Raw genomic sequence first — 13,103 nt, forward strand, 5'->3', positions numbered from 1 at the left:
ATCTGCCAGCCGGCGGTCTCGAGCGTCCGGTGATGGTGTCAGCACAGCAGCACGCCGTTGTCGGTATGGGTCGGGCCGCCCCGCGCGGCAGGCGTGACGTGGTGCACCTCGCACCAGGGAGCGGGAACTCCGCATCCGGGAATGATGCAACCGCCGTCGCGGACGCCGATCGCGCGCCGCGTGTGAGCGGGGAAGATGCGCTGCGGCGAGCCGAGTTCGACGATGCGTCCGCCGGGGGAGATCACCAGGCGCTGAACCGCCCCGGCGCACCCGATGTGGCGTGCGACCGAGATCGGCACGGCACCCGTGTCGCGCGCCCCGGAGATGACGGCGACGCCGTCTTCGCGGGCTAGCTGCGCATCGGTCGTCGTGACGACGAGAGTCGGGGCAGCGCCGCCCAGGAGCGGCATGTCCTTCGCTCCTGCGGCGACCTGCAGGATGCCCGAGAGGGCGTCATGGCGTCGCTGCGCCTGCGTTCGCGGGTCGATCAGCGGGTCGTCGCCGTCGAGGTCCGCGTCGTCGGGGACGAAGGTCGGCCCAGCGGTGACGCGCGGGTTGAGATAGGCATCCAACATTCTCTGGAGCTGGGCTGCGACCTCGGGGAGCAGGTCGCCGCGAAGGGAGACGATCCCATCGCGTTCGCGGCCCACGGCGAGCGAGCGTCGGCGTTCTGCGTGATCGCGGTCGGGAAGCGCGCCGTCGGGGTCGAGGTGGAGCGCCCAGACCCTCGCCATGACCGATGTCTCGTCGGCGGATGCGGCGAGGGCGTCGTCTGACCCGACGGCGGCTTCGACGAGCGCGCGCTCTGCGGCGTCGACATCAGTCGCGGTCGCGACGCCGCGGTCGCGGACGGGAGTCAGCGCGTCGACGATCGCCGCAGCGGTATCGACACCGATCTCGCCCGCGCGGAAGGCGACCCCGACGTGCTCGAACGTCGCGGGGCGCGTCTCGCCGGAGAGGGAGGTGCGCCCACGCAGCGGCACCGCCGCCCTCAGGCGTCGTCGAGCGGTCGCGGCGGAGACGAGCGCCACCCGCTCGAGCAGCTCGGAGGCCGATCGGCAGCCGCGGACACGTGCGAGGCTCTCGTCGCCCCGGTCGGGTCGAGATCGATGGCCGATCTCACCGGCGATCTCGCCCCGGAGCGCATCGATGAGCCGGCCGAGAGCTTCGGCATCGGCGGCCAGATCGAGAAGTCGATCGTCACTCGCCCCTCTGATCGCCGCACCCGCGAGCACCGGCTCGAGCAGCGCGCGCAGCTCGTCGCGCGCCTCGCCGATCTCGGTTGCTCGGTGCCTCATGCATACATTCTGCCCAGGGGTCCCGACATCGAAAGGCGCTGATCAGCCGTGGAAAGAAGGCTGTGGACAACGTGCCGCTCGCTGGGTCCGGGTAGGAGAGGACGTCTCATCGCCGGGTACAAGTAAGGGCCGGTCGGAGAGGCTTCCGACCGGCCCTTGTCCCTTGCACCAAGAGTGTCCTGCAATCACATGTAGGTAGCTGCCACAGCAAAACAACTACCGTGCTTGAACTCTATAACGGTGAGGTAACGGAAGGGAAGAGGTGTCGTTATGTTTCTGTGATTTGTTTTCCGGCCCCGCCTCGTCATCCGAGACCAGCGTCAGGCGGTGGCGGCCTCGGCGACCTTGGCCGTGTCGACGAACTGTTCGAAGCGGACGATGAGCCCGCCGCGAACGGTGAAGGCATGGGCGACGCGGACGTTCAGCCTCTTGCTGGTACCGCGGTGCGTCGCCGTGTAGCGGGCGAGCACGACGACGTTCTCGCCGTCGACGACGTAGGTGTCGTCGTGGGCGGTCCAGCCCTCCCAATCGCGCCCGAGGATCTCCATGACGTTCGAGGTGACGCCTTCCGGGGTGCGGTAGGTGCCGGCCAGGGGGAATCCCGCCATCTCGGTCCATTCCACGTCGGGGGCGAGCGTCGCGCGCAGCGCGTCGAGGTCTCCTGCCGCGGATGCGAGGTACTGGCGGCGCACCACGTCGCGCGGAGCGACGGATGCGTGCGGATCGGTCTGCTCGTTCAGCCCCACGTCATCTCCCCCTTCGCGACCTTCGGCCCGATCTGTGCGGCGATCAGCATGCCGGACTCGGGGTAGGCCTCCACCAGGGCGGACGTCGCGCCTGCGCCGTCGGACGCAGCATCCACGATCCTCTCGAAATCCTGCAGATAGGCGCGCGTATAGGAGATCGCGGTCGCGTCGTTCGGGGTTCCGGGCAGCCGGTGCCCTGCGACGACGAACCGGGGGTCCAACGCCGACATCTCATCGAGCAGATCCACCCACGCGGCGCGCTGGGCGGGGGTTGCGGTGTCCGCCGTCCACACGTGCTCCTGCTGGAAGAGCAGAACACCCCCGAGGATCGCGCGGTCCTGCGCCACCCAGAGATACGCGCGATCGGGAAGGGTGGCCGACCCTCCTCTGAGCTCCAGCCGCTGGCCGTCCACGACGAGGTCGTCATCGCCGACGGCGGTGATCTCCGCGAGGCGCGTCGGAAGGTTGGGTCCGAGCGCCGACCAGGCGCCCAGTTTGCCCGGGAACGAATCGCGGATGTGCTCGATCACGATCGGTGTCGCGACGATGGCCGCATCCGGGAACGCGTCGGCGATGGCTTCGAGGCCGAAGTAGAAGTCGGGGTCGGCATGGCTGACGAAGACGGTCTTCAGGGTCTTGCCGGAATCGAGCACGGCGGCGACGAGGCGGTGCCCGTCGGCGCGGGTGAAGCCGGCGTCGATGAGCAGGGCCTCGGTGTCGCCGGTCACGAGGACCGCCGACTTGTTCTTCGAGCCCGCGGGGAAGTCGAGGTCGAAGACCTCGTAGGAAAGAGGCATGGGGCAGCCTTTCGTGGGTGAGGTCGGCAGTGCCGAGTGCCGCGGTTCGATTCGCGGTACGAAGGTGCCAACAATAGCTGACGAGTCAGCTATTCCCGCCGCGGGAACTCGCCGTGATCTTCGGTCGCCCTACGGCATGACGGGGAGAGCCCGCGCGGCGTTGCGGCTCAGAGTCCGTACGGCGGCGGCGAGAGCCTCCGCCTGATCGGCTGGAAGCGCGTCGATCAGGTAGGTCTCGATGTTTCGGGCGTGCAGATCGCTCGCGCGGGTGACGACCTCCTCACCGTGCGGGGTGAGCTCTACCAGCTGCACGCGAGCGTCGTGCGATGCGGCGTGCCGCGTCACCAGGCCGTCCGCGACGGCACGCTGCACCAGGCGGGTCGCCCCGCCGGAGGTCAGCACGCGGGATTGGGCGATATCGCGGAGCGCGATCCCCCCGTCACCAGCCCGCCCCACGAGCAGGAGCAGCTCGTAGATCGAGTGCGTGATGCCCACGTTCTCCTCCAGCGACCGGCCGAGGAGGTACTCCAGTCCGTTCGCCGCACCCAGCAGCCGGCCGAAGACGAGGATCCGAGGATCATTGGCGGCGGCCTTCGCTGAAGGGAACCCGGTTCGATCGCTCACGACTCCACCGTAGGCTCGGCGGCCATCTCGTCGTCGTCCATGAGCATCCCGATCGACGTGGCGCAGGCATCTCCCCGCCACGCCTCGATTCCCTCGCGGATCGCGAAGGCCGCGATGACCAGCCCCGCGACGGCGTCGGCCCACCACCACCCGAGGAGGCTGTTGGCGACCAGCCCGATCAGCACGGCCGCCGACAGGTAGGTGCACAGCAGTGTCTGCTTCGAGTCCGCGACCGCGCTGGCGGAGCCGAGCTCGCGCCCCGCGCGCCGCTCGGCCAGCGAGAGGAACGGCATGATCACCACGCTCAGCGCCGTGATGACGATGCCCACGGTCGAGTGCTCGACGTCGGCCCGGCCGACGAGGGCGGCCACCGAGGTCGCGGTGACGTAGAGGGCGAGGGCGAAGAAGGAGATCGCGATCACGCGAAGAGTGCCCTTCTCCCATCGCTCCGGGTCGCGGCGGCTGAACTGCCACGCCACGGCGGCGGCCGACAGGACCTCGATCGTGGAGTCGAGCCCGAACCCGACCAGTGCCGCCGATGACGCGATCGAGCCCGCCGTGATCGCGACGACGGCCTCGATCACGTTGTAGCCGATCGTGGCGGCGACGATCCAGCGGATACGACGGTGCAGGACCTGCACGCGGTCGCGGGTGAGAGGGGCGATGGTCACGAGCAGGTGCACCCGTCTCCCGCGCAGCAGTCGGGCTCGACGTAGAGCACGACTCGAAGGAGCTCGTCCAGCGCGGGGGTCAGATGAGGGTCGGCGAGGCGGTACCAGGTGCGTCGCCCCTCGGGCACGGCCTCGACCAGCCCGCATCCGCGGAGGCACGCGAGTTGATTCGACATGACCTGTCGCGAGACGCCGAGGGCGTCGGCGAGGTCGGACGGATACGCGGGGGCCTCACGGAGGGCCAGAAGCACGCCCGCCCGGGTGGGGTCGGAGAGCGCGTGACCGAGTCGCGCGAGAGCGGCGGTGTGCGTCACGGTGGCGGTGGCGTTCGCGGTCTTCGACATGACGATGACAGTACATCAAGCGATGAATTAACGAAACGCTGAACTCAGGTGACGAGCGGATGCTTCCTCCGGGCGCCGAGAGGGTGCGAGGGTCTTCCCGCGGATCCCCGCGTCACGTAGAGGAGCTGTCCGACTCCAGCAGTTCGCGGGCGCGGGCCAGGCCCGCGGCGAGCGTCGACGACGCGGTCTGGGCCACGATGGGCTCGACCAGCCGCAGCATGCCGGCTGGACTGGCCTCGATCGTCGCCGTCACGCGGCACCAGCCGTCCTGCTCGGCGAAGGTGAAGCGAAGCGAGGTCGGCATCGTGCCGGAGGTGGTTGTCGCGGCCATGGCCCGCGGCGCCTGGAATTCCGTCACGCGCCAATCGAAGGCGATGGGTCGACCCATGACGCTCATCCGGGTGCGGATGGCGCTGCCCTCCTTCACCGGCGGGGGCGTCAGGAGCTCTTCGGAGACGACGGAGGCATCCCACCGCGCCCGGTTCGCAGGATCTGTGAGGAACGCGAAGACCTCCTCGCGGTCCTTGCCGATATCGATGCGCTCGGTGATGGTGAACATGGCGCCCCTCCCGTGTCCTCAGCCTGGCAGAGATCGTCACGGACGAGGCCGGAAGAGGCCGACGCGGGGGCCTTCGCCGAGCCGGGTACCGTCGAAGGATGTCGCACTCCTCCCTCACGCTCGCCGCCCAGGTCGCCGATCTTCTCGGCGAGCCGGTCGAGTCGGTGCGGATGCTGCCCGGAGGAACTCACGCCGAGACGGCCCTGGTCGCTGCATCCGGCCGACTGCTCGTCGCGCGCCGATTCCCGGAGGGCGACGACGCTGTGCAGCGCGAGGTGCGGGTGCTCGAACGGGTGCGTCCGCTCGGAGTTCTCGTGCCCGAGCTCGTCGCCCACCGGGTCGACGCGGCGGGGTCGGTCATCGTGACGACTCTCGTCGACGGCGGTCCGCCGGCCCCTGGCCTCGACCCGGAGATGATCGCCCGCGAGATGGCCGCCGTGCTGGCGCGGGTGCACGCACTCGACGGGGTGGGGCTGCCTGCCGCGCCCAAGCCCCTCCCGCCGGGCGACAGCGCGATCGCGAGACGCGCGCGCATCGAGCAGCCCGATCTCGGCCCGGCCGGGCGCGTGATGGTGCACAACGACTTCTGGTGCGGAAACGCACTGTGGCGCGGCGATCGCCTCACCGGCGTCGTCGACTGGTCGGACGCGCGATGGGGCCCGCGCGGCGTAGATGTCGCCTGGTGCCGCCAAGACCTGGTCCTGCTCGGTGCTCCCGACGCCGCGGACGTGTTCCTCCGCGCGTACGAGGACGAGACGGGGATCCTGATCGCCGACATCCACGCGTGGGACCTCCGGGTCGGAGCGTACGCCGAGCCCGTCGTGGAGACGTGGGCTCCGAACTACGACGGGATCGGACGCGTCGACGTCACCGCGGACGTCCTGCGCCGCCGGCTCGACGAATGGAACCTCGCGCTCCTCTGATCTCGATCGTGGATCGGAGAAGCCCGGCGGACGGGCTCATGCGGCGACAGGTCGGCGCAGCATCGCCGCGGGGCGGGCGCCCCGAAGACCCTCGATGAGGGTCACCTCCTCGAAGCCGTGGCGGAGGTACAAACGGCGGTTGTCGGGCGTCGACGACTCGAGATACGCCCACTGGCGCATCGCGTCGACGGCGCGCAGCTGCGTGGTCAGCAGCATCCGTCCGACGCCGAGGCCGCGCGCGCCCGCGCTCACTCCGATCTCGGCGAGGTACCAGTGCGGGGTCCGCGGGCGGTGCCTCTCGAGGCGGGCCGCGAGGCCGGCTGCACCTGCCAGGCCGGGCCACCCGAGAGCGCGTACGAGGCGCGGCAGCTCGCGAAGCAGGCGGCCGGTCGATCCGCGGCGGCCGCTCGGGCCCTCCCAAGCGGCGGCTCCCACGACCTCGCCGTTCTCGCGACGAGCGATATCGACGGTGCCGGTGCGGAACGGTCCCGCCGCGATGGTCGCTCCGAACAGGTCGGTCAGTCGCGCTCGCCGGTTGCGGCCGTCGGGCACGATCGTCGCCATCACGGGATCGTTCTCGAAGGCCTCGGCGAGCACGGCGGCCGCGAGCGGCAGTTCGTCTTCACGAGCGGCGGTGACGGTGATGGTCGACATGGGTGCATCCCCTCTTTGATCCGACTGGATAAAACTAGTATGAACAGGAACGACCGACGTCGAACCCGGAGGATGCTGTGAACGCGGACGCTCCCAAGCGCGAGTACCTCGATGCGACCCGTCGCCGCCAGAGCCTGCTGGACGCGGCCGTCGACGTCATGCTCGACGATGGGGTGGAGGCGCTCTCGCTGCGATCCGTGGCCCAGCGCGCAGGAGTCGCCCACCGGCTCGTCAGTTACGCGTTCGGGTCGAAGGGGGCGCTCGTATCAGCCCTTCTCGAGAGGGAGTCCGCGCGCACGATCGCCCGGGTGTGGTCGTCGCCGATGATCGCCGCGTCGCTGCCCGACGCACTGCGCGAGGCACTGCTGGCATTCCTCGACGAGGTGCGAGCCGACCCCCGACGGTTCGAGTGCATGGCCGCCCTCACCGCTACGGCCCGGCTCTCTCCCGAGCTCGTCGACGCCGCCCGCGCGGAGGCGGAGGCCGACCGGCAGGAGATCGCCGATCGCGTCACGCGGTGGCGGGAGCGGGGCGGCGTGCTCGAGGCGGATGCGGGCGACGTCGTCGCGGCCATCCAGGCGGCTGCGAACGGATTGGCCGCGTGGTGGCTCGCGTCGCGCGACGACGAGCGGGCGCCGCGGGTCGTCGCGATGCTCGCCGCAGGGATCGCGAGCTGACCCGCCTCAGCCGGCCGCCGGGCCGTCGATGATCTCGCGCATCGTCTCCAGCGAGATCCGGTCGCTCCGACCATCGGTCAGCTCGTGGATCGTGACGGAGAGCCCGAGCTGGTCGAGGAGGGCGATCGTCTTCTCCAGTCGCGGCACGACGTCGATGTGGTCGGGGCCGAACAGGTCTGCGACGAAGACCGGCTCCTCGACCGCGATCGCGCGGCGCAGTTCGACGGTCGAGCGCCCGGTCGTCCGGTACAGCGCCTTGACGACCTCACCCGGAAGGTCGGGCGTGCCCTCGATCGAGACGGACAGGGCGGTCGTCGGTTCGTTCACCCGTCCATCCCACCACGCTCGACGGGGCGCTGGTCGTCCCCTACCGGGTATCGCGCTCCGCGTCGGTGACGTCGTATCCCGGCCACGGAGGCAGCGGGTCGTCAAATCGTCGCCACCCTGCCGGCCCCGATGTCAGTTCGCGGTCGGTGACGCCTGCTTCATCGAGGGCTGCGAACAGAAGGGGCGCGTGCAGGTCGATGCCCGTGAACGCGATGTCTTGACCGGTCGAACCGTCGTGCAGGCTCGTCGTCAACGGGTCGATCCACATGGCCGATCCCACGTGGTCCCACCGCGCAAGAGTGTGCGGCCGGGTGGCGATACGGCAGAAGCCTGCGGAGCGCACGACCATTCCGAAGCGTCCGGCGTCGATCTCGTCGAGGGTTCGCGAAAGCCGGCCGGGGTGGAAGGGCCTCAGTCGTTCGTACCGGACGGTGGCTACGCGGATGTCGGTCATGTAGGGATCGTGCTCGTGATTCGACGCGCATACCCATCCCGCCCGCTCAGGGAATGGCGGGAGAGGGAGCGGTGATGCTTCGAGAGATCGCACGTCATCTTCGGGATCGTGCGACAGTCGCACGCGGGCGTGAGGATTCAGGTGTGAGGTGAGGGCCATCAGCATCGACAGGGTCGCGGTCTCGAGCTCCTCCCAGCCCACGAGACACACGAGCGACGCGATCTCCACGAGCGATGCCGCGCGTCGCGCTCGTGCCCCGTGGTCGCCGTCGTCGTCGCCGGGCGGCGCCTGCTCGCTCAGCGGATCGCCGCTGAGGAAGTCGTCGATCATGTGCGTGGCGTCGACGACGCAGACGATCGGTAACGGCGGCGTCCGGGCGGCCAGGGCGCTGTGCACGACGTCGGCTTCGGTCGCCATCTCGGCGATGAACGCTGCGGGGCCGAGGAGCGGCGCGTCCACCGCGGTGCTGTCGCGGCTGCCGATCGTGACGACGGCACGCCCGGTCACGGCGGACAGTCGCTCGGCGTATCGACGTCGCTCGGGCGCGCAGACGCCGACGATGATGAGGGGATCGGACAGCACTGGCGACCTTCTCTCGTTCTGTTGACGCGTCGTGAACGTCCACCCTAACCTGTTAATGAGAACTATTATCAATAGGGAGTGCACATGAAGGTACGCGCGTCGTTGAAGTCGCTCAAGGATCAGCCGGGTGCCCAGGTGGTGCGTCGTCGGGGGCGGATCTTCGTCATCAACAAGCTGAATCCCCGTTTCAAGGGGCGACAGGGGTGAGGCCGGGGGCGCTATGAGGTGACACCGTCGATCCGGATGCACAGACGCCTCGAAGCGGGCACAGAGCGCGTGCCGGGTTTCGACAGCGATCATGAGAGAAGGGATTCCCCTTCCACGCCGTCGGTCGTCGCGTCCCCCCACGTGACGGCCGGCGGTCCGCCGGTCGCAGCGCCCAGGCCACGGGCGCGCGAGTGGCCACCTCCGCCGACCCGGTTCGCGTCGGTGGCATCCGGCACACTCGGACGATGTCGTCCCCACGTCCCGCGTCGCCCGCGACCCTCACGCGAGGTCTCTGGTGGGGGATGCTGGGTGTCACCGCCTTCTCGTTCACGGTGCCCCTCACTCACATCGCCGTCGAGACGCTGCCGCCGGTGTTCGTCGGCGCGGGCCGAGCGGTGGTCGCGGCGGTCCTCGCTGCCATCGCTCTGGTCGTCACGCGGCAACGTCGTCCCTCGGGTCGGCAATGGGCCCGCCTCGCGGTGGTGGCGGCGGGCGTCGTCGTCGGCTTCCCGATGCTGACCTCCCTCGCTCTGACGACGGCGTCGGCCAGCCATGGCGCGGTCGTCATCGCCGTGCTGCCGGCGGCCACAGCCGTCGCCGCGGTCGTGCGCGGCCGCGAGAGGCCCTCGCGATCGTTCTGGATCGCGGCCGGGCTCGGGGCCGTCGCCGCGATCGCGTTCGCGGCGCTCAACGGAGGGGCGTTCGCCCCGTTGCAGGGCTCCGATCTGCTGCTGCTCGCGGCGGTGGTCGCCGCGGCCATCGGATACGCCGAGGGAGGGATGCTGTCGCGCGAGCTCGGATCGTGGCAGACCGTCTCGTGGGCGCTGGTTCTCGCCTCGCCGCTGATGGTCTCGCTCGCCGCGGGGTCGGCGTGGGCCGCCGCACCCGTTTCCGCGCCGCCGGAGGCGTGGCTGTCGTTCGCCTATCTTTCGGTGATCAGCATGTTCCTCGGATTCTTCGCCTGGTACCGGGGACTCGCGATCGGTCCGATGGCGCAGGTCAGCCAGGTGCAGCTGGTGCAACCCGTGCTCACGCTGGCGTGGGTGGCGCTCATCCTGCACGAGCACATCACGGCGCTCACCGTGATCGGCGGGCTGGCGGTCATCGCGTGCGCCGGGATCGCGGTACGCACGCGAGCGCGCCCGACGGGTAGGCGCCGCGACGAGCACCGCGCCGCCGCAGGGTAGCGTCGGAGCGTGACCGTCGACTACGTCCTCGCGCCCGTCGCCGAGATGGATCCGCTGACCCTCTACCGCGTGCTGTGGCTGCGGGTCGGCGTGTTCGTCGTCGAGCAGGAGGCGGCCTATCCCGAGATCGACGGGCGCGACATCGAGCCCGGTGCGGAGCTGATGTGGGCCCAGGCGGACGGCGACGTCGTCTCGACGCTGCGGGTGCTCGCCGAACCCGACGCGATGCGCATCGGCCGGGTCGCGACGGCGGCATCGGCCCGAGGGAGAGGCGTCGCGGCCGAACTCATGCGGCGCGCGGTCGCGCGATGCGAGGAGAGGGCGCCGGGCCTGCCGATCGTGCTCGACGCGCAGGCGCAGCTCGAGGGGTGGTACGCCCGCTTCGGTTTCGCGGTCGCCGGGGCGCCGTTCTCGGAGGACGGCATCCCGCACCTCCCGATGCGCCGGGGCTAGCGTCGGCTACAGCTCGATGCCGTTGCTCTCGTCGTTGACGCCGGAGTTGCGGCCGCGCCACGATTCGTAGGCGATGAGCCAGCCGATGGAGACGACGGCGGCGAGCACCAGGCCGAGCCAGACGTTTCCGAAGACCAGGCCGAACAGCACGCCGAGCGCGAGCACCAGCACCGTTCCGAGAAGCCAGTTCGTGCGGCCGCGGGGCCATCCGGTGCGGGGTTCGCTCATGCGCCCAGCTTAGGGCGTCCGGTGGTCGGGATCACGGGGAACACCTTAGAGTTAGGGTCACCTAACTTCGGAGGATCCATGGCTCGCACCAACATGAATGCGACACGCGTCAAGCCCGACGCGGCACGCCTCCTCACGCTCCGGGTGCTGCGCCGCGAACGCCTCTCGCCTCACATCGTGAGGGTCACCCTCGGCGACGGCGACATCGCCCACTTCGTGCCGATGGGGTTCGATCAGTGGTTCCGCCTGTTCCTCCCGGTGTCCGAGGCCTCGCTCGAACGACTGCCGAACAAGCTCGACACGCTCTCCTACCTGCGGTTCCTCGCGATCGCGAAGACCGAGCGCCCGGTGCTGCGCAACTACACCGTGCGCGCCCACCGCGTCGACGGGTCGGAGGGCCCCGAGCTCGACGTCGACTTCGTCGTCCACGGGTCGATCGACGACGGCACCTCGGGACCGGCCGCGACCTGGGCCCAGACATGTCGCCCCGGCGACTCGGTCGCCCTCCTCGACGAGGGGATCGCCTACAACCCGCCGCCCACCGTGGCCGGGGAGGTCGAGCTCGTCGGTGACGAGACCGCGATGCCGGCGGTGGCGGGCGTCCTCGCCTCCTTGCCGCGGTCGGTCACCGGGCGGGCGTTCATCGAGATCCCGCACGCCGACGACCGGCAGGAGCTCGACGCGCCGGCGGGAGTCGACGTGCGCTGGGTGGTGCGGGACGACCGTCGTGCCGTACCGGGTGCCGCCGTGATGGCGACCGCGATCGAGGCGGCTCCGCATCCGGGCGGCAGGTTCCATTGGGCCGCGGGGGAGCAGTCGCTGCCCGCCGCGATGCGGCGGCACTGGGTGCGTGCGGGCGTGGAGAAGGGCCACATCAGTTTCACCGGCTACTGGAAGCACGGCGGCTCGCACTGAGGGCCGCCTCCGCCCGGATCAGGCCGCGACGGGCGCGATGCTCACCATCCAGGCGATGCCGAACCGGTCGGTCAGCATCCCGAAGCGGCCGCCCCACGGCGGAACGTCGAGGGGCATGGTCACCTGACCGCCGTCGCTCAGCGCAGCCCACCAGGCGGAGAGCGCCTCGTCGTCGTCCCCGCTGAGCGAGATCGAGAAGCCCGCCGCCGGCGCGTACGGCATGGAGCTGGGGGTGTCAGACCCCATGAGCGTGAAGCCCGCCGGCGTCTCGAGCTGCGCGTGCATGACGAGATCGTTCTCGGACGGCTCCTGGCCCATCTCGTAGGAGGCGAACGTGTCGATGGTGAGCTCTCCGCCGAAGACGTCGCGATAGAACTCCATGGCGGCGCGCGCGTCGTCTCGGAAGGACAGATAGGGGTTGAGGGTCGTGGACATGCCGTCAGTGTCCCGCCGCCTCACGGGGCCCGCAAGACCCCCCGCTCACCGGTCGCGGTGGTCTTCGGGGTGCAGTCTCGGGCCGCGCCGGGGCTCGATCACGCCGCTCGCGTAGATGAGCCGGATCACCCGCTGGCGGTGGCCCGCCCAGGGGGCGAGCAGCTCCAGCATCCCGTCGTCGTCGACCCGTGAGCCGGTCAGGGCGTATCCGACGTGATGCGCGAGGTGGTAGTCGCCCACGCTGACCGCATCGGGATCGCCGAACGCCCGGATGCGCGTCTCCGCCGAGGTCCACGGCCCGACCCCGCGCAGACTCGTGAGGACGCGCTCACGGTCGTCGGCGTCGAAGGCGGATGCGGCGGCACGCGCGATCGCGTCGCCACGGCGCGCGGCCTCGACGATCGTGCGCGCCTGCGGAGGTTCGAGGCCGGCGCGGTGCCAGGCCCAGGACGGCACGTGCCGCCAGCCGTCTACCGTCGGAGGCACGAACATGGGTTTCGGCGTGGGTCCCGGGGCGCGCTCGCCGTACCAGGTGACGATCCGGCGCCAGGCGGCGAAGGCCTGCAGGCCTGTCACCTTCTGCTCGACGATCGCGCTGACGAGAGCGTCGAAGACGAGATCGGTGCGCCCGATGCGCAGATCGGGATTGCGTCGATGAGCCTCCGCGATCAGCGGGTGGGAGCGCGCGTCGAAGCCGGACGGCTCATCGTGCGCGCCGCAGAGCGCAGGCAGCTGGTCGAGGGCCCACTCGGCGCCGGGCCCCCAAGCGGCGGCGCGGACGACTCCGCCCGGCGCTCCCCGCAGGGCGAGGGTCGCGGGACCGTCGGGCGTGCGGCTCGCGCGCCAGATCACCGGGCCCGCGGTCGTCATGGTCGGATCGCCGGCCCCGTGGCGCTGGGGGAGCACGGCCCGCGCGAGATCGAGCGGGTGCGCAGGGCGGTACTCGGTCTCGCGGGGCCGGGCGTGCGGCGGTCGCGCCTCGCGGGCGGTCGACCGCGCGCGCACCCCGGTCGACCTCATGC

The 13,103-nt window shown here is 70.6% G+C and carries 19 protein-coding genes; 6 read left to right on the plus strand and 13 right to left on the minus strand.

Going from position 1 to position 13,103, the window contains the following annotated elements:
* Positions 1-38: 38 nt before the first annotated feature.
* The 7 genes from FVP77_RS00340 to FVP77_RS00370 form a co-directional block, all read right to left on the minus strand.
* Positions 39-1,298, minus strand: a complete 1,260-nt coding sequence (locus FVP77_RS00340) for an HNH endonuclease signature motif containing protein (RefSeq protein ID WP_147892736.1) — start codon at positions 1,296-1,298, stop codon at positions 39-41.
* Positions 1,299-1,618: 320 nt separating this feature from the next.
* On the minus strand, positions 1,619-2,044 hold the full coding sequence (locus FVP77_RS00345) for a nuclear transport factor 2 family protein (RefSeq protein WP_246133915.1): 426 nt from the start codon (positions 2,042-2,044) through the stop codon (positions 1,619-1,621).
* Complete coding sequence (locus tag FVP77_RS00350) at positions 2,035-2,841, minus strand: MBL fold metallo-hydrolase (protein ID WP_147892737.1); 807 nt, start codon at positions 2,839-2,841, stop codon at positions 2,035-2,037. The genes FVP77_RS00345 and FVP77_RS00350 overlap by 10 nt, the downstream gene beginning before the upstream one ends.
* Positions 2,842-2,970: 129 nt before the next feature.
* Complete coding sequence (locus tag FVP77_RS00355) at positions 2,971-3,465, minus strand: MarR family winged helix-turn-helix transcriptional regulator (protein ID WP_147892738.1); 495 nt, start codon at positions 3,463-3,465, stop codon at positions 2,971-2,973.
* Positions 3,462-4,136 carry a cation diffusion facilitator family transporter gene (locus FVP77_RS00360; protein ID WP_246133916.1) on the minus strand — a complete coding sequence of 225 codons (675 nt, stop codon included), beginning with the start codon at positions 4,134-4,136 and terminating at the stop codon, positions 3,462-3,464. Before FVP77_RS00360 ends, FVP77_RS00355 begins: the two co-directional genes overlap by 4 nt.
* Positions 4,133-4,480 (minus strand): ArsR/SmtB family transcription factor, encoded by a 348-nt coding sequence (locus FVP77_RS00365; RefSeq protein ID WP_147892739.1) that lies wholly within the window; start codon positions 4,478-4,480, stop codon positions 4,133-4,135. The genes FVP77_RS00360 and FVP77_RS00365 overlap by 4 nt, the downstream gene beginning before the upstream one ends.
* Before the next feature lie 112 nt (positions 4,481-4,592).
* On the minus strand, positions 4,593-5,039 hold the full coding sequence (locus FVP77_RS00370; RefSeq protein WP_147892740.1) for an SRPBCC family protein: 447 nt from the start codon (positions 5,037-5,039) through the stop codon (positions 4,593-4,595).
* A gap of 98 nt (positions 5,040-5,137) precedes the next feature.
* On the opposite strand from FVP77_RS00370, the gene FVP77_RS00375 reads away from it, so the two are divergent.
* Entirely contained in the window at positions 5,138-5,962 is an 825-nt protein-coding gene (locus FVP77_RS00375) for a phosphotransferase family protein (protein ID WP_147892741.1), read from the plus strand.
* Between the two features lie 36 nt (positions 5,963-5,998).
* Here the strand turns inward: FVP77_RS00375 and FVP77_RS00380 are convergent, their stop codons facing one another.
* A complete protein-coding gene (locus FVP77_RS00380) occupies positions 5,999-6,616 on the minus strand; it encodes a GNAT family N-acetyltransferase (protein ID WP_147892742.1) in 618 nt (205 codons plus the stop codon).
* A gap of 77 nt (positions 6,617-6,693) precedes the next feature.
* Here FVP77_RS00380 and FVP77_RS00385 point away from each other — a divergent pair, with 77 nt between their 5' ends.
* Positions 6,694-7,293 (plus strand): TetR/AcrR family transcriptional regulator, encoded by a 600-nt coding sequence (locus FVP77_RS00385; protein WP_147892743.1) that lies wholly within the window; start codon positions 6,694-6,696, stop codon positions 7,291-7,293.
* Positions 7,294-7,299: 6 nt separating this feature from the next.
* Here FVP77_RS00385 and FVP77_RS00390 read toward each other — a convergent pair whose 3' ends face one another.
* Together FVP77_RS00390 and FVP77_RS00395 are read right to left on the minus strand one after the other, a co-directional pair.
* Positions 7,300-7,620 carry a hypothetical protein gene (locus FVP77_RS00390; RefSeq protein ID WP_147892744.1) on the minus strand — a complete coding sequence of 107 codons (321 nt, stop codon included), beginning with the start codon at positions 7,618-7,620 and terminating at the stop codon, positions 7,300-7,302.
* 40 nt (positions 7,621-7,660) lie between these two features.
* The gene (locus FVP77_RS00395; RefSeq protein WP_147892745.1) at positions 7,661-8,656 is read right to left on the minus strand and encodes a GTP-binding protein; all 996 of its coding nucleotides are present in this window, start codon (positions 8,654-8,656) and stop codon (positions 7,661-7,663) included.
* Positions 8,657-8,740: 84 nt separating this feature from the next.
* On the opposite strand from FVP77_RS00395, the gene ykgO reads away from it, so the two are divergent.
* The 3 genes from ykgO to FVP77_RS00410 all read left to right on the plus strand — a co-directional run bounded on the left by ykgO (position 8,741) and on the right by FVP77_RS00410 (position 10,503).
* The gene (gene ykgO, locus FVP77_RS00400) at positions 8,741-8,863 is read left to right on the plus strand and encodes a type B 50S ribosomal protein L36 (protein WP_147892746.1); all 123 of its coding nucleotides are present in this window, start codon (positions 8,741-8,743) and stop codon (positions 8,861-8,863) included.
* Between the two features lie 245 nt (positions 8,864-9,108).
* Positions 9,109-10,050, plus strand: coding sequence for a DMT family transporter (locus FVP77_RS00405; protein WP_147892747.1), 942 nt, complete (start codon positions 9,109-9,111; stop codon positions 10,048-10,050).
* 9 nt (positions 10,051-10,059) lie between these two features.
* A complete protein-coding gene (locus tag FVP77_RS00410; protein ID WP_246133917.1) occupies positions 10,060-10,503 on the plus strand; it encodes a GNAT family N-acetyltransferase in 444 nt (147 codons plus the stop codon).
* Positions 10,504-10,509: 6 nt separating this feature from the next.
* Here FVP77_RS00410 and FVP77_RS00415 read toward each other — a convergent pair whose 3' ends face one another.
* A complete protein-coding gene (locus FVP77_RS00415) occupies positions 10,510-10,731 on the minus strand; it encodes a hypothetical protein (RefSeq protein ID WP_121149851.1) in 222 nt (73 codons plus the stop codon).
* A gap of 78 nt (positions 10,732-10,809) precedes the next feature.
* Here FVP77_RS00415 and FVP77_RS00420 point away from each other — a divergent pair, with 78 nt between their 5' ends.
* Positions 10,810-11,646: a siderophore-interacting protein gene (locus FVP77_RS00420; RefSeq protein WP_187266758.1), complete on the plus strand. Its 837-nt coding sequence runs from the start codon at positions 10,810-10,812 to the stop codon at positions 11,644-11,646.
* Positions 11,647-11,664: 18 nt separating this feature from the next.
* Here FVP77_RS00420 and FVP77_RS00425 read toward each other — a convergent pair whose 3' ends face one another.
* The gene (locus tag FVP77_RS00425; RefSeq protein ID WP_147892748.1) at positions 11,665-12,081 is read right to left on the minus strand and encodes a VOC family protein; all 417 of its coding nucleotides are present in this window, start codon (positions 12,079-12,081) and stop codon (positions 11,665-11,667) included.
* Between the two features lie 45 nt (positions 12,082-12,126).
* Positions 12,127-13,101 carry a DNA-3-methyladenine glycosylase family protein gene (locus FVP77_RS00430; protein ID WP_147892749.1) on the minus strand — a complete coding sequence of 325 codons (975 nt, stop codon included), beginning with the start codon at positions 13,099-13,101 and terminating at the stop codon, positions 12,127-12,129.
* Positions 13,102-13,103 lie beyond the last annotated feature (2 nt).

It is taken from the genome of Microbacterium hatanonis (assembly GCF_008017415.1).
In the GTDB taxonomy this organism is placed as follows: domain Bacteria; phylum Actinomycetota; class Actinomycetes; order Actinomycetales; family Microbacteriaceae; genus Microbacterium; species Microbacterium hatanonis.